This window comes from Pseudarthrobacter sp. alpha12b (assembly GCF_054130495.1).
In genome coordinates this window covers 47,440-60,025 of the sequence record NZ_CP196746.1, presented here as the reverse complement: position 1 = coordinate 60,025, position 12,586 = coordinate 47,440, and the positions used below count along the sequence as shown (strand labels likewise).

Sequence of the window (12,586 nt, the reverse complement as noted above, 5' to 3'; positions counted from 1 at the left end):
GAGGACATCCCATCATGTCAGTTGCAGGTGGACGGCTCCCGCGGCGCAGGCGGACGGCGCTGTCCGGAAGCCACCGCCGTGACGCCCTGCGCCTGGGCTTCCTGGCCGCCGGGCCGCTGTCCTCGCTGCTCTACGTGGTGTTCACCGACGGCATCGCGGCGTCCCAATGGGCCGGGTACCGCCGCACCGAACAGATGGTGAGCGAACTGTTCGCCGTCGGCTCCCCCGGCCGGGACGTCCTTGTTCCGTTCACGTGGATCTACACAATTCTGTTCACGGCCTTTGGGGTGGGCGTCTGGACCGCCGTCCGCGGCAACCGTGCACTGCGGATCGCCGGCGGACTGCTCACAGCGTACGGACTCTGGAACATCATGGGCGCCCTCTTCCCCCTGCGGCTGGGCGACGACGCGTCCATTCCCATGCGTATCGTCGCCACCAACGTCCAGCTCGCGCTCATGGTCGCCGCCATGTGCTTCGTGGCAGCGGGATTCCACGGCCCGATGCGGATCTACTCGGTCGTCTCGCTCGCAATGTCTGCGCTCATGGGTATGGTCGCGTTTATGGCAGCCCCGGGACCGAACCTCGTATTGGGTGTCGGCGAGCGCATCAGCATCGGCGCCTTCCTGTTGTGGGTGGCGGTCCTCGCGGCCGTGCTTTGGAAACGGCCGACGGCGACGGACAGTAAGGAGGCAGCGTCATGACCTACGTCAACGACTTGGGCAACGTGGGCCGGAGCGACATCCCCGAAGCCGGCGGTAAAGCCGTGGGCCTCGGCGGCCTGATCCAGGCCGGGCTGCCGGTCCCGCCGGGGGTGGTCCTGACCACCACCGCATACGCTGACTTCGTCACCGACAACAACCTCGGGGCAGCCATCCAGGACCTCGCAGTGCTCTCACCCGAAGCGTCGCCGGAGGAGTACGAGCACGCCTCCGCGCTGATCCGGACCCTGTTCAGCAAAGGCAGCATGCCGGCCGGCATCGAAGCCGAACTCGAGGCCGCCTACCAACGCCTGGGCGGCGGGGACACACCGGTTTCGGTCCGCTCCTCCGCCACCGCCGAGGACCTCGCCTCGGCAAGCTTCGCCGGGCAGCAGGAAAGCTACCTCAACATCCGCGGCATGGACGCGCTCACCAAAGCCGTCATCAACTGCTGGGCCTCCCTCTGGACGGCGCGCGCCATGGCCTACCGTGCCCGCGAAGGCGTGCGGCCGGACCAGGTGCGGCTCGCCGTCGTGATCCAACACATGGTGGAGGCCGACGCAGCCGGGGTGATGTTCACCGCCAACCCGGCGAACGGCCGCCGCGACCAGACGGTGATCAGCGCCGCCTGGGGCCTCGGCGAGGCCGTGGTCAGCGGACAGGTCACCACCGATGACCTGACCGTGGACACCGAAACGGGCACAGTCCTGGCCCGGCAGACAGCCGACAAGGAGGTCATGACAATACCCACGGAGAACGGGACGGCCGAGGAAAAAGTGGCGGACGCCCGCCGTCGTGCACCTGTCCTTGACGACGCCGCGGCAGCCGAGCTCGCCGCCCACGGCCAGCGGATCGCGGACCACTTCGGGGCACCGCAGGACATCGAGTGGGCGCGGGCCGGCGGCAAGTTCTTCCTGCTCCAGTCCCGGCCCATCACCGCGCTGCCCGAACCGGCGGCCGACACCCCAACGGACTGGCCCGTCCCCTACCCCAAGGGCCTCTACTTCCGGGCGAGCATCGTGGAGCAGATGCCGGAGCCGCTCTCCCCGCTCTTCGCCGACCTGGTCGACGGCTCGGTGTCCCGCTCGCTGTCCGCCCTGATGAACCAGGCGCTGGGTCCGGGCTCCCTCCGCGAGGGCGACGTCCGGTTCCCCACCATCAACGGCTACGCCTATTACTACTACCGCACCTGGCCCATGCTGCGGATGACCGGCCGGACGGTGCCCGCGCTCGGCGCGCTGTTCGGCGGCAAAGCGCACATGGGCATCGCGGGCTGGCGGAATTATTCGCATCCGCACTACGAGCGGATCATCAAGGACTGGTCAGCGAAACCGCCCACGGAGCTTTCCGGCGGACAGCTGCTGGCGGGCGTGCAGGCACTCCTGGACGCCGGGACCGTGTACTACACCGCCGTACAGTCCATCATTCCGCTGGCCGACATGAGCGAACTTTCCTTCCGCGCCTTCTACAAGTCGGTCCGGCGCGACGGCGATCCCCCGGCCCAGGCGTTCCTGCTGGGCTTCGACAGCGAACCCATCCGGGCGGAAAAGTCGCTGTACGATCTCGCAGGCTGGGCGCGCAGCGACCCCGGGCTGGTAAAGGCTTTGCTGGAACGGCCGACGACGGAACTCGCCGAGTGCCAGCGCACGGGTTCGGCGCCGGAAGGGGTGGACGGGGTCCTGTGGCAGGAATGGCGCTTCACCTTCCAGGAGCATCTGGACCTGTTCGGCCACGCGGTCTACAACCTGGACTTCGCCACCCCGGTCCCGGCCGACAACCCGTCCGCCCAGCTGGAGACCGTCAAGTTCTACCTGCGCGGGCAGGGCACCGACCCACATGAGCGGCAGCGGCTGCTCACCGAACGCCGGGAGGAGCTGACCCGCGGGATGGCAGACCGGCTGGGGCCGCGGCGCCGGGCCCTGTTCCTCCGTGTGCTGAAGTGGGCGCAGGAGACCGCACCGGTCCGCGAAGACGCGCTGGCCGACGTCGGACTCGCCTGGCCGCTGCTGCGCCGGATACTGCTGGAACTGGGACGGCGGCTGGTTGCCTCTTCCGTGATCGCATCAGCTGATGACGTGTTCTGGCTGCGGTTCCAGGAGCTCCAGAGTGCGGTGGAGTTCGGGCTGGCGGAGGCGGATGCGGAGATTTCCCTTGCCGGTGCATCCCGGCCCGTCCGTGCCGCCGCCGTGGCGGAGCGCAGGATGCTGTGGCGCGGCCAGGCGAAGGCCGCCGCCCCGCAGATGCTCCCCCAGAAGGCGTGGATGGAGAAGGCCTTCGGCTCGCTGATGCCGGCGGGCCCGCAGCACCAGTCCGGCGACGTGATCAAGGGTGCCGGCGCAAGCTCGGGCCGCGTGACTGCAGCCGCGCGCGTCCTCCGCGGCCCCGAGGACTTCGGCCAAATGCAGCCCGGCGAGGTGCTGGTGGCCCGCATGACCACGCCCGCCTGGACGCCGCTGTTCGCGATGGCGTCCGGTGTGGTCACGGACGTTGGCGGCCCCCTGAGCCACAGCTCCATCGTGGCCCGCGAGTACGGCATCCCCGCGGTCCTGGGCACCGGGGTGGCGACGCAGCGGCTGGCCGGCGGCCAGAAAGTGAGCGTGGACGGCGACGCAGGGACGGTCACCATCCTGTGATGCTCCGGCCGGATGACTTTGCGGGCATGATATTCGGGTGAACAAAAACCGGCTCGAAGCCTTCAGTGACGGCGTACTGGCCATCATCATCACCATCATGGTCCTCGAACTGCACACCCCGGACGAACCAACGTGGGCGGGCGTCGCGGCCGTCCTGCCCACGCTTTTCACCTACCTCCTGAGCTTCGTGTACGTGGGGATCTACTGGAACAACCACCACCACATGATCCACCTCGCCAGCCGGGTGAACGGGACCATCCTCTGGGCCAACCTTCACCTGCTGTTCTGGCTGTCGCTGTTCCCATTCACCACGCGGTGGATGGACGAGTCCGGCTTCATGCAGGTCCCCGTGCTGCTGTACGGAATCAACCTGCTGTGCGCCGCGATCGCCTACTTCATCCTGGAACGGCGGCTGATCGCAGTGCAGGGCAGGGAAGGGGCGCTCGCCCAGGCTGTGGGAAAGGACTGGAAGGGTAAAGCCTCGCCACTGATCTACCTTCTCGGCATCGCCCTCACCTTGGTCCAGCCCCTGCTGGGAGTCGCCGTCTTCACCATCGTGGCGCTGATCTGGTTGGTGCCGGACCGCCGCGTGGAACACTTCGTCGTCAAGGCCCACGAAAGCGACGCCGGCCGATAACTGGGCCCGACCGGGCCTCACGTTTGCCGCAGAAGCCCGCGACGTCGGCACCCACCCCGGGTGCCGACGTCGAACGTTCGCAAAGACGACGTCAGCGGGTCAGCAATGAACCGGGCTGTAGAACGCGGCACCCCAGCTGAATTTGTCGGTTGCGTTCGGCCCAAAGCTCGCGTCCAGGGTGATGCACTGGCCGCCGACCGGCTGTGTGTCCGTGTAGACCGGTCCCGCATAGTAAGAGTAGTAATCGTGCGAGACATCGTCCGGGCCGTGGGAGGGGTACCTCCCGATCATGTTCTCGCGGTACATCCGCACGCCGTAGGTGGGGCCGTACGCGTACGCCACAGAGCAGTTCTTGCGTGCCGTGGAGTTCCAGTACACGTCAATGGATCCGGTTTTGGTGCCCGGTTTTCCGTAGCGGTAGTCCTTGCTGTAGGTCGGCACGGTAATGGGGTGCGAGCCGATATACGTGTATCCCGTGCCGCATGGGCCTGCTGCGGTGGCAGGGACCGCCGCCACTAGGGAGGCGCCGGTTGTGGCCCCGACAGCGACCAGCAGCGAAAGGCCTTTAATAAATGAAATACAGGGGGCGGGATGGGGAGCTCTCCCCATCAGGCACGCTTCGGCGGTACCCGCCCCGGGTGCCACCCGTTCCGCTTAGCGCCAGGCGCCGGCTACTCCCCCATGCCCGGGTGCACGGGAACAAAGTCCACCTTGTTTCCGGAGTTGGTTCGGCGCGCGGGGGCGCGGTTGAATCCCCGCGCATCCAGTCCGTTCTTGGCGCGGAACTCCGCGAGCGCGGCGTCGTATGCGTTGTTGAGGGTCAGCCCGGAGAACTCGCCGGTGCTGCCGTCGTTGAAGGCGATCCGGATGCGGACGCTGGCCGGGTAGTGCCGGTTCATGCGGATAAAGCCGTCGGCGTCCTGCTGGAGGGTGATCACGGGGTCCTGCTTTCGTTCGTGGGAGCAGACTCAAGTTTGCCGCAGATCCCTTGAAAACCCCTCCACGGCCGGTGCGATACTGGGCCATGGGGATGACACGGCGGGGAACGTGGCTGCGGTACGGGCTGGTCTCGGCCGTCTTGATCGGAGTCCATCTGGGCAGCCTGTGGTTCTTTTCCGAGGGCGTCTACCGGGGCACGTCGAACGTCCCGCTCATCAAATTCCCGCAGGAAGTCGACCACTTCTTCGTCCTGACCTTCACGCCCACGCTGATCGGGCTCAAATACCTGGCCTACGACTCAGCAGTGCGGGCCTTCACCAAGGTCTACCGGCCGCCCGCGCTGATGGTGGTCTTCGTTGCCGGCTACCTGGTGGCCCTGGCGATGGACCTTGCAGGGCTGGTCGCGGCGTCGAAGCCCATGGCAGACTCCGGGTTCGCCATCCTGGGCGCCATCTGCCAGACGCCGCTGGTCCTTGTCGCTGCCGGCGGTCTCATCGCGGCGACCGTCCTGCTGAAGGACAGACCGCCGCAGACCGGGCCCAACCCCTCCCCCGAGTTTTAGGCCCGCAGCTACCCCTCGCAGGCCACCCCGTCGCCGTCGCCGTCCAGGCCTGCGCGGTACCCGGCGGTGCCGGCGTACAGCGGTGCCGCTCCGGCAGCCACCACCTCGGCACAGTTGGCGTAGTAGACAACGGTGGAACTGGAAGCGGCCGCCACGGTGGTCGGCGCCAGCTGCCCCGGGCATCCGGCCAGAATGCCGGCGATCGCGTCGTGCTCAGCCTGCGTCACCCACAGCCCGTACCGGGCCTTCACGGACACCTGCCGCGCCACGTACCCGCACCGGAAGCCCTTGACCGGCGGCAACCAGGTGGCGGCGTCGCCGTCGCCCTTTTGCTGGTTGATGGGACCGTCGGTGGCCTGCAGGTTCAGCGGATCGTTGGCGAACGCCGTTCGCTGCTCCAAGCTCAGCTGCTGGGCACCCTTCTGCCACGCGTCACTGAGCGCCACCACGTGGTCGATCTGCACGGCGCTGCTGGTGGTGGTGCCGCGCACGAAGTCGATCACGGTGCCTGTGTAGGGGTCCGCGAGCACCCCGGTCTTGACCGTGCAGGGCACGCTGCCGGTGAAGGTCACCTCGGTCAGGTCCCGCTGGAGGATGTCGTTGCGGGTGTCGCAGCCGTTCTGGTCCACGTCCGCCCACGTGGGCCCGAACAGCGAGCGCTCGTACCCGGTCTTGGGCGCCCGGCCCTTCACCGGGAGGGTCTCCAGCAGGTCCGCCGCCTGGACGGTATCCGACGATGCGCCGGCCGTGGTGGTGGCGTCGGCAGCAGCCGCCGGCAGGTTTGCGCCGAAGAGCGCCAGCACGGCGGAAAGGGCGACGGCGGCCGCCCACCGGGTGCCGGACGCAGGAGCGGCTTCGGGCAAGGACGTGTGGCTGGACATGCAGGTTCCCCAGGTTGTTTGCATGAAGGTTAGGTGCGTCAGCCCCCATGATCGCTGACGCCACGGATGAGCCTAGCGGCCGTGGAGCCCTGAATTTGCCGGTTCCGGAGCAACTGGGCCAATCCTTCCCGACTCCTGCGGGTATCCTGCGGCGGCTTCAACCGGGCCCCGCACCTCGCGTTCACCTCCGCTCCAACTCGCCGCACCCGCCGCGCAACCTGCCTTCCCTAGCGTGGACGGGTCACCCGGCCCACCGCCGGCCCCGCACCCCTTGGAGGAACCACCCATGCGCCACGTCCTGACTGCCGCGGCAGCCGCCGCCCTCATCGCCGCCATGGCGAGCCCCGCCGTCGCCGCCGATGGCAACGAAGCCGGCGCGCCGTCGTCGAACGCTGCCGGAGCCGCCACCTCCGCCCTGAAGGTGAACGAGCGCAACGGCTCGTTCGACCTGCAAAGCCACCGCGGCGGCCGCGGCCAGTGGACCGAGGAGTCCCTGGCGGCATTCGGGAACTCCCTGGCGCTGGGCGTGACAACCCTCGAGCTGGACACGCACCTGACCGAGGACGGCAAGGTGGTGGTGTGGCACGACGACACCATCCAGGCCAACAAGTGCACCGACACCGCACCGGCTGCAGCAGGCGATCCCGAATTCCCCTACGTGGGCCGCCGCGTGGCCGACCTGTCCCTGGCGCAGCTGAAGACGCTGGACTGCGGCTTCAAGCAGCTGCCCGGCTTCCCGGAGCAGGACGTGGTGGAGGGCAACCGGATCGCCGAACTCAAGGACGTCTACCAGTTGGCCCGCGACCGCAAGGCTGACAAGGTCCGCTTCAACGTGGAAACCAAAGTCAATGACAGCGAAATTGGCGGCGCCGGCATGGAGTCCCTCACCCGCGCGGTGGTTGCCGAAATCCGGGATTCAGGCATGTCGGACCGGACCACCCTGCAGTCCTTCGACTGGTCCTCCCTGAACCTGACCAAGAAGATCGCGCCCGAACTGACACTCGTGGCCCTGTCCAGCGGGGACGCCTGGATGGGCGTGGGGATTCCCGGCGCCAGCCCCAACCTGGGCGGCGTCGACATCGACGACTACGACGGTTCCCTTCCCAAGGCGGCAGCTGCCCAGGGGTACGACGTCGTCTCCCCCACGTTCAGTTCGGTCACCCCCAAGATGATCGCCGACGCCCACGAGCTGGGACTTGCCGTCATCCCGTGGACCGTGAACACGACTGCGGACATGGCGCGCCTGATGGACCTGGGCGTGGACGGCATCATCACCGACTACCCCACCCGCCTGCGCACGCTGATGGAGGAGCGCGGCCTGAAGCTGCCGAAGGCCTACGGGGTCTGAGCCTGCGCCGGGGCGGGCCCGTCCCACCAGTCCAGCACTCTGCTGGCATGGAACGTGAGCCACTTGGACGGCTCACCCGGCGGCACGTCCACCTCGAACCACACCCGGCCTAGGTGCCGGCGTTCCTGGATCCACGTGCCGTCGGGTTGCCGGGCTGACCGCACCAGCTCGATGGCGTCGGCCAACCGGGGATCCGGGGCCGCGTCGTCGTACAGTGCCGCAGCCCGGAAGTAATCCAGCGCGTGCAGCGCGCTGTAGAACCACCGGAACGGGTATGCGAAGTGTGACACCCATGGTGCCACCTGCTCCCGCGTGGCCATCCGGTACAGCAGCTTGCGTTCCAGCAGGTACTCCTCGCCGCGGTGCCGGGCCGCCCGGAGCTCCGCCGAACCGCCAGTGGCCCCCTCGTAGTACAGCAGGCCTTCGAGCGAGTTGATGGTGGAGTGAAACGAGGACCGCTGGGACCCGTTCACCCACTCACAGTTCCAGCCGCCGTCCTCCTGTTGATGCTCCACGAACCACCGCGCAAGCCCCGCAACGTCCGCCCCCAGCCATGCACCGTTGGCCAGGGTGAACGCGTTGATGCAGCAATCCACCTCGCCGCCCCAGTACGGCAAGGCCTCGTACTCCCACCGGCTGTTGGCGGCGAGCTTTTCGGCCGTGCCGGCGAGCGCAGCCGCGTCCAGCCCCCACTCCCGCAGCATGTTCAGGGACCAGGTGGTGGCGGTATACGGCTGGCCGGCATCGGCCGCGGCCTCCGGCCCTTCGAAGTCAAAGTCCGCGGGGAAGTACGCGCCGCCGGCCCACTGCCCGTCCGGGTCCTGCAGCGCCAGCAGTTCGGCGCCGAATCCCTCGGTCCGAACTCGGGCACGGGTACGTTCCCATTGGGCCGGCGGCGCACCTGCCAGGTCACGCTCCACCTGCCACTTCAGGGCAGGATCGGAGTCGAGCAGCCAGTTGATCAGTCCGGGGTCTGCGGCCATAACGGGGACACTACCACTGCGCCCGGCAGGCCAGCCCGCTACTGTCCGGGGCGACCAGCGGGCGCTTTAACTCAGCATCTTCTTCAAAGGAATGCACAGCTCAAGTGGACCCCGATCCATACGGACGCGTGATCGCCTCGAGGAAATGTCCGTCAGGATCCGCGAAGTAGACGCCGCGTCCGCCGTCGTTGTGGTTGATCTGCTGTGGGCGGGACCGGCCCGGGTCCGCCCAGTAGGGGATGCCCCCGGCCTGGATCCGCGCGAAAATTCCGTCGAAGTCCTCCTCGCTGACCAGGAAGGCGTAGTGCTGCGGGGCGATGGGACCGTCTGCCGTGGCGAAATCGAGGGCTGCCCCATCGTCAAGGGGTACGGTCATGAAAGACCACATGGCTTGGGGTTCCGGCAGTCCGAGCACGGTGGCCAGGAACTTCGCCGAACGGTGCTTGTCAGTTGCGTAGACGATGGTGTGGTTGAAAGTGACCGTCATGGTGGCCTCCCTGGCTGTGGTTCTCTGACACCATCTGACGTCCAGGACCCCTGAGATTCAAGAGCGCGCGCTGGTGACGGTCAGCGGAGGCTTAGCGCAACCACTAAGCCGATAACGACTGCTGCGACGAGCCCCAGCGTCAGATAGACCCCGGCCTTCATCGAGCTCTTCTGGACGGCGGCGCCGGTCTCCGGAAGCACCTCTTGCCAGGCCTCTATTGCCTCAAGCCCCTGGTAGTAGGCAAACATCATGGCGGCGCTGCCGGCTACGCCTGCCACCGCGCCCATTCCCCCCGCACCGCTCATGGCCGCTCCCGCTGAACCGGCGCGGCTGAGGCCGGTGTGGTCAGAGTGGCCGCTGGAGTCTGCTGCCATTTCTGCCATCTGCCATGGTGACGGGCTTGGCGACAATGAAGCGCCGACGCCCAGGATGTCGTGCTTGCGGCCTTGGGCCGTGACGACCATGGTCCCCATACTCGTGAACCGGACTGTGGCCTGGGATGCCGGCAGGGAAAATACCGGCACCCCGGCGGCGTCTCGCATGCTGAACGTGCCCGCTGAATCCATGCCCACTATGACAGGAACGGTCTTGGCTCCGTTGATCATGCTCTTTCGCCAGTAGAGCAGGGACTTCATCGGCTTCGCGGAACCCATCGGTGTTATGTCCATGACCACAGCTTAGGGGCGCCCCGGCAGCGGATGCATTGCACCGTTTGCCGGGTCCATTGCCGTTCTGCCCCTGATGCGTTATGGCAACGTTAGGAAAGAGCGGCGGCGAGGCGCATAGTTAGGAGATGACTAGCCCTTACACCCGCGGCGACTCCTTCAGCAGCGAAGCTTCCCGGAAACACATCAGGCAGGCGCTCACTGACTACGGGGCAACGGACATCCTCTTCACCCAACGGGGGAACCAGGGCGCCCTCGCCTTCAGGGGTGACGGAAGGCAATTCCGGATTGTCATGCCGTTACTGCAGTCCGAAGGGGCGCTTGCTATTCGCGGGGACATCGCAGACAGCCGGCTCCACGAAGCGAACGCAAAAGTCCTGGAACGCGCCAACCGCAAATCCTGGCATGCCCTTGCCATGACCATAGACGCCAAGCTCGGAGCGGCGGCGGCCGGCATCGCCACCCTTGAATCAGAATTTTTGGCCCACGTGGTTCTCCCCGGAAACCACACTGTGCTGGACGAACTCGAATCGGTCATCGACTCTGCCTACCGGTCTGGCAGTCGTCCCTCATTCGGGGGCACCGGTACCCTTCCGCCCCACGAAGACGCGCTAATGAGCGTAGACTCAAATTACCTCGGGACACCGTGACTGGACGTCCGGTCTACCGAGAAACGAGTTCAATTCTCTCTGCAGCTCTCCTGGGCTGCTGACCAGCGCCGTACCGAGCGACTTCGACTCCGGCGCTTCAGGGAATTAGGACGACGAGGGCGGCCAAGATCGAACCAAAGGCCCAAACGGCATCCAGCCGTTCCCTCCCCGCAGCCGGCCCGGACCCGGGTCCCCTGCCGCCTTTCACAGCCGCCACCTCACGGGATCCGGCAGTGCATCTTCTAGAACGCTGGTAGAACACCATGACCACCACCCAAGATTCTGCCGTCCGTGCCGACTCGGCACTAACGCTCAGCGGAGTCCTCGCATCCGCGCTGCCGCATGATCTGGGCACCGCCCAGGGGCCCACGCGCTACACCGTCCCGGCTGTCTTCTCCCGCCGGCCCCAGCCCCGGGAGATCGATCTGTTGCACGGCGCAGGCACCAAGCGCCGCCTCGCCGAGGCCGGGTACGGCGACGTGGACGTCCATGTGTCGGACCGCCGCCTCCTGATCACCAACACCAATCTGGCAGACCTCAAGTCGGGACTGGCCCACCTCCTTGGCGTGATCCTGCACGACATCTCCGCCCAGGCCGCACAGGAACGTACTGACCGCAGCGAAGAACTGGAAGCCCTGGGGCTGGTCGAGGAACAGCGTCTTGAGTCGCTCCGCCGGGCGGCCTCCGAGATCCACTTCGACTAAACCCCGGCAATTCAATGGCGGCCGTGTGAGTTGCGGCCGGCAACCCCGTGGCGCATCCCGGGGGGTGAACCGCCCGGCGCTCTCCCTTGTCCAGTCTTTTCGCCAGCCCGCCGACCCATGAACCAGAGCCCCCGAAAGGCACACCATGACAGATTTGAGCATCCGAAACCAGTGGAACCGGCTTCCCTCCCCTGTGACGCAGTGGCTGATGGAAAATCCCGGCTGCATGATCCTTCCGCGGACAATCTCCGCGGAAATCAGTGCAGCCACGGGCGAAGCGGTCAATACCGATCCCCACGGCGAGACCACGTTGTGCCAGGAAGACCTGGATTTCATCCGCATGAAGTCCCGTGAGGCCGAGTCCGGACAGCCGGACCCCGGTTATACGTTCTTCGACTCCGTCCAGCCGTAGGCACATCCGGCCCGAACCCCGCGCACCCGGAACCCTGTCCGCGTCGTCCCATGGCGATGGGTCAGATAGTGGCCAGGGCGCCCTTGGCGCTTTCCACCAGAACATGGGTTCCTGCCAGAATGTGCACCACCTCGCCGTCAATCTGGCACGGGACAGCATCCCGCGTGGAGAAGGCAAAGCTTGTGACGCTGGGTTGATGCCCGAGTCCCAGCGTGACGGCCCGGAGCGTCATCAGCGCCATCTTCATGAGCCCTGCATGGGGCAGCGTCACCACCTCGAACCGGCCATCGTCCGGGTAGTGGGACTCGCTCACCGTTCCATACTTTGCCATGCGCGAGATGTTGGCCAGGATCAGGCTGTCGAACTTCGCGGTGGCCCCGTCGTCGCGCACCAGCTCGAACGGCCTCAGGCCGGACAGGGTGCGGGCAACGGAAACCAGTTCCAGGACTTTTCCTTTGCCGCCCTTTTCGATGCCGATGGCCATCAAGGGCGTGAGCCCGAACCCCACATAGGAGTGCGCGTACTGGACCTGCCCTCCAGTTGCGGTGCGGAACGTTACCCGCAGCAGGTCGATGTGCCGGACACCGCCGGTCCGAAGAGCATCACGGAGGGGCCGGGGCGGCAAGCTCCGGAAGTGATCATTGGCGTTGCCTGCAGGAAGCACGGTGCAGACCGCCTTGCTGCCGGGAACGTCCATCACGCCATTGACCACCTCGTTGTACCCGCCGTCACCGCTGACCGATACAAGAAGCGGAGCACCCCGCCCGGCCTCGGTCCGGGCAAGCCCGCGGGCGTGCCCGGCATAGTCGGTAGGCCGCAGGTCAACAGGCATACCCGGCAGGTCCGCGGCCAGTTCCCGCCGCAGGGCCTCTATCCGCTGGCCCATCCCCGCCCTGCCCGGGTTGAAGATCACCACGGCGCGGTCAAAGGGCGCGGCGGGTGCTCTGTCATCAGCCATGGCGTGCCCGTTCTCCCGGTTCCTGGTGC

15 protein-coding genes are annotated in these 12,586 nt (G+C 66.9%); 8 read left to right on the top strand and 7 right to left on the bottom strand.

Annotated features, from left to right (window positions below; genetic code table 11):
- Nucleotides 1-14: 14 nt before the first annotated feature.
- From ACTAQI_RS00285 to ACTAQI_RS00275, 3 genes are read left to right on the top strand one after another with little or no spacing between them, the layout of a single operon-like run.
- On the top strand, nt 15-701 hold the full coding sequence (locus tag ACTAQI_RS00285; RefSeq protein WP_457948735.1) for a DUF998 domain-containing protein: 687 nt from the start codon (nt 15-17) through the stop codon (nt 699-701).
- Nucleotides 698-3,331, top strand: a complete 2,634-nt coding sequence (locus ACTAQI_RS00280; RefSeq protein ID WP_457948734.1) for a PEP/pyruvate-binding domain-containing protein — start codon at nt 698-700, stop codon at nt 3,329-3,331. Before ACTAQI_RS00285 ends, ACTAQI_RS00280 begins: the two co-directional genes overlap by 4 nt.
- 37 nt (nt 3,332-3,368) lie before the next feature.
- Nucleotides 3,369-3,968, top strand: a complete 600-nt coding sequence (locus ACTAQI_RS00275) for a TMEM175 family protein (RefSeq protein WP_457948733.1) — start codon at nt 3,369-3,371, stop codon at nt 3,966-3,968.
- Between the two features lie 99 nt (nt 3,969-4,067).
- Here the strand turns inward: ACTAQI_RS00275 and ACTAQI_RS00270 are convergent, their stop codons facing one another.
- Both ACTAQI_RS00270 and ACTAQI_RS00265 read right to left on the bottom strand, forming a co-directional pair.
- Nucleotides 4,068-4,409 carry a hypothetical protein gene (locus ACTAQI_RS00270; protein WP_457948731.1) on the bottom strand — a complete coding sequence of 114 codons (342 nt, stop codon included), beginning with the start codon at nt 4,407-4,409 and terminating at the stop codon, nt 4,068-4,070.
- 230 nt (nt 4,410-4,639) lie between these two features.
- Nucleotides 4,640-4,906, bottom strand: coding sequence for a hypothetical protein (locus ACTAQI_RS00265; RefSeq protein ID WP_457948730.1), 267 nt, complete (start codon nt 4,904-4,906; stop codon nt 4,640-4,642).
- Nucleotides 4,907-4,992: 86 nt separating this feature from the next.
- Between ACTAQI_RS00265 and ACTAQI_RS00260 the strand changes: the two genes are divergently transcribed.
- A complete protein-coding gene (locus tag ACTAQI_RS00260) occupies nt 4,993-5,469 on the top strand; it encodes a hypothetical protein (protein ID WP_457948729.1) in 477 nt (158 codons plus the stop codon).
- 8 nt (nt 5,470-5,477) lie between these two features.
- Here the strand turns inward: ACTAQI_RS00260 and ACTAQI_RS00255 are convergent, their stop codons facing one another.
- Nucleotides 5,478-6,350 (bottom strand): GmrSD restriction endonuclease domain-containing protein, encoded by an 873-nt coding sequence (locus tag ACTAQI_RS00255; RefSeq protein WP_457948727.1) that lies wholly within the window; start codon nt 6,348-6,350, stop codon nt 5,478-5,480.
- A gap of 286 nt (nt 6,351-6,636) precedes the next feature.
- Here ACTAQI_RS00255 and ACTAQI_RS00250 point away from each other — a divergent pair, with 286 nt between their 5' ends.
- Nucleotides 6,637-7,698: a glycerophosphodiester phosphodiesterase family protein gene (locus tag ACTAQI_RS00250; RefSeq protein ID WP_457948725.1), complete on the top strand. Its 1,062-nt coding sequence runs from the start codon at nt 6,637-6,639 to the stop codon at nt 7,696-7,698.
- Here the strand turns inward: ACTAQI_RS00250 and ACTAQI_RS00245 are convergent.
- From ACTAQI_RS00245 to ACTAQI_RS00235, 3 genes are all read right to left on the bottom strand, one after another.
- A complete protein-coding gene (locus ACTAQI_RS00245) occupies nt 7,686-8,681 on the bottom strand; it encodes a squalene cyclase (protein WP_457948724.1) in 996 nt (331 codons plus the stop codon). The genes ACTAQI_RS00250 and ACTAQI_RS00245 overlap by 13 nt on opposite strands.
- A gap of 100 nt (nt 8,682-8,781) precedes the next feature.
- Entirely contained in the window at nt 8,782-9,168 is a 387-nt protein-coding gene (locus tag ACTAQI_RS00240) for a VOC family protein (RefSeq protein WP_457948722.1), read from the bottom strand.
- 80 nt (nt 9,169-9,248) lie between these two features.
- Nucleotides 9,249-9,836 (bottom strand): hypothetical protein, encoded by a 588-nt coding sequence (locus ACTAQI_RS00235; RefSeq protein ID WP_457948720.1) that lies wholly within the window; start codon nt 9,834-9,836, stop codon nt 9,249-9,251.
- A 125-nt stretch (nt 9,837-9,961) separates the two neighbouring features.
- Between ACTAQI_RS00235 and ACTAQI_RS00230 the strand changes: the two genes are divergently transcribed.
- The 3 genes from ACTAQI_RS00230 (at nt 9,962) to ACTAQI_RS00220 (ending at nt 11,599) form a co-directional block, all read left to right on the top strand.
- On the top strand, nt 9,962-10,483 hold the full coding sequence (locus tag ACTAQI_RS00230) for a hypothetical protein (RefSeq protein ID WP_457948719.1): 522 nt from the start codon (nt 9,962-9,964) through the stop codon (nt 10,481-10,483).
- 263 nt (nt 10,484-10,746) lie between these two features.
- Nucleotides 10,747-11,187 carry a hypothetical protein gene (locus ACTAQI_RS00225; protein WP_457948717.1) on the top strand — a complete coding sequence of 147 codons (441 nt, stop codon included), beginning with the start codon at nt 10,747-10,749 and terminating at the stop codon, nt 11,185-11,187.
- A gap of 145 nt (nt 11,188-11,332) precedes the next feature.
- Complete coding sequence (locus ACTAQI_RS00220) at nt 11,333-11,599, top strand: hypothetical protein (RefSeq protein WP_457948716.1); 267 nt, start codon at nt 11,333-11,335, stop codon at nt 11,597-11,599.
- Nucleotides 11,600-11,660: 61 nt separating this feature from the next.
- On the opposite strand, the gene ACTAQI_RS00215 is transcribed toward ACTAQI_RS00220, so the two are convergent.
- Entirely contained in the window at nt 11,661-12,557 is an 897-nt protein-coding gene (locus ACTAQI_RS00215; RefSeq protein ID WP_457948715.1) for a diacylglycerol/lipid kinase family protein, read from the bottom strand.
- Nucleotides 12,558-12,586 lie beyond the last annotated feature (29 nt).

What these genes read in the sequence shown, in the direction of transcription:
- ACTAQI_RS00245 (WP_457948724.1), bottom strand. Translation starts at nt 8,681, where the DNA reads ATGGCCGCAGACCCCGGACTGATCAACTGGCTGCTCGACTCCGATCCT.
- ACTAQI_RS00215 (WP_457948715.1), bottom strand. Translation starts at nt 12,557, where the DNA reads ATGGCTGATGACAGAGCACCCGCCGCGCCCTTTGACCGCGCCGTGGTG.
- ACTAQI_RS00235 (WP_457948720.1), bottom strand. Translation starts at nt 9,836, where the DNA reads ATGGACATAACACCGATGGGTTCCGCGAAGCCGATGAAGTCCCTGCTC.
- ACTAQI_RS00225 (WP_457948717.1), top strand. Translation starts at nt 10,747, where the DNA reads ATGACCACCACCCAAGATTCTGCCGTCCGTGCCGACTCGGCACTAACG.
- ACTAQI_RS00250 (WP_457948725.1), top strand. Translation starts at nt 6,637, where the DNA reads ATGCGCCACGTCCTGACTGCCGCGGCAGCCGCCGCCCTCATCGCCGCC.
- ACTAQI_RS00260 (WP_457948729.1), top strand. Translation starts at nt 4,993, where the DNA reads ATGGGGATGACACGGCGGGGAACGTGGCTGCGGTACGGGCTGGTCTCG.
- ACTAQI_RS00230 (WP_457948719.1), top strand. Translation starts at nt 9,962, where the DNA reads ATGACTAGCCCTTACACCCGCGGCGACTCCTTCAGCAGCGAAGCTTCC.
- ACTAQI_RS00280 (WP_457948734.1), top strand. Translation starts at nt 698, where the DNA reads ATGACCTACGTCAACGACTTGGGCAACGTGGGCCGGAGCGACATCCCC.
- ACTAQI_RS00240 (WP_457948722.1), bottom strand. Translation starts at nt 9,168, where the DNA reads ATGACGGTCACTTTCAACCACACCATCGTCTACGCAACTGACAAGCAC.
- ACTAQI_RS00285 (WP_457948735.1), top strand. Translation starts at nt 15, where the DNA reads ATGTCAGTTGCAGGTGGACGGCTCCCGCGGCGCAGGCGGACGGCGCTG.
- ACTAQI_RS00220 (WP_457948716.1), top strand. Translation starts at nt 11,333, where the DNA reads ATGACAGATTTGAGCATCCGAAACCAGTGGAACCGGCTTCCCTCCCCT.
- ACTAQI_RS00255 (WP_457948727.1), bottom strand. Translation starts at nt 6,350, where the DNA reads ATGTCCAGCCACACGTCCTTGCCCGAAGCCGCTCCTGCGTCCGGCACC.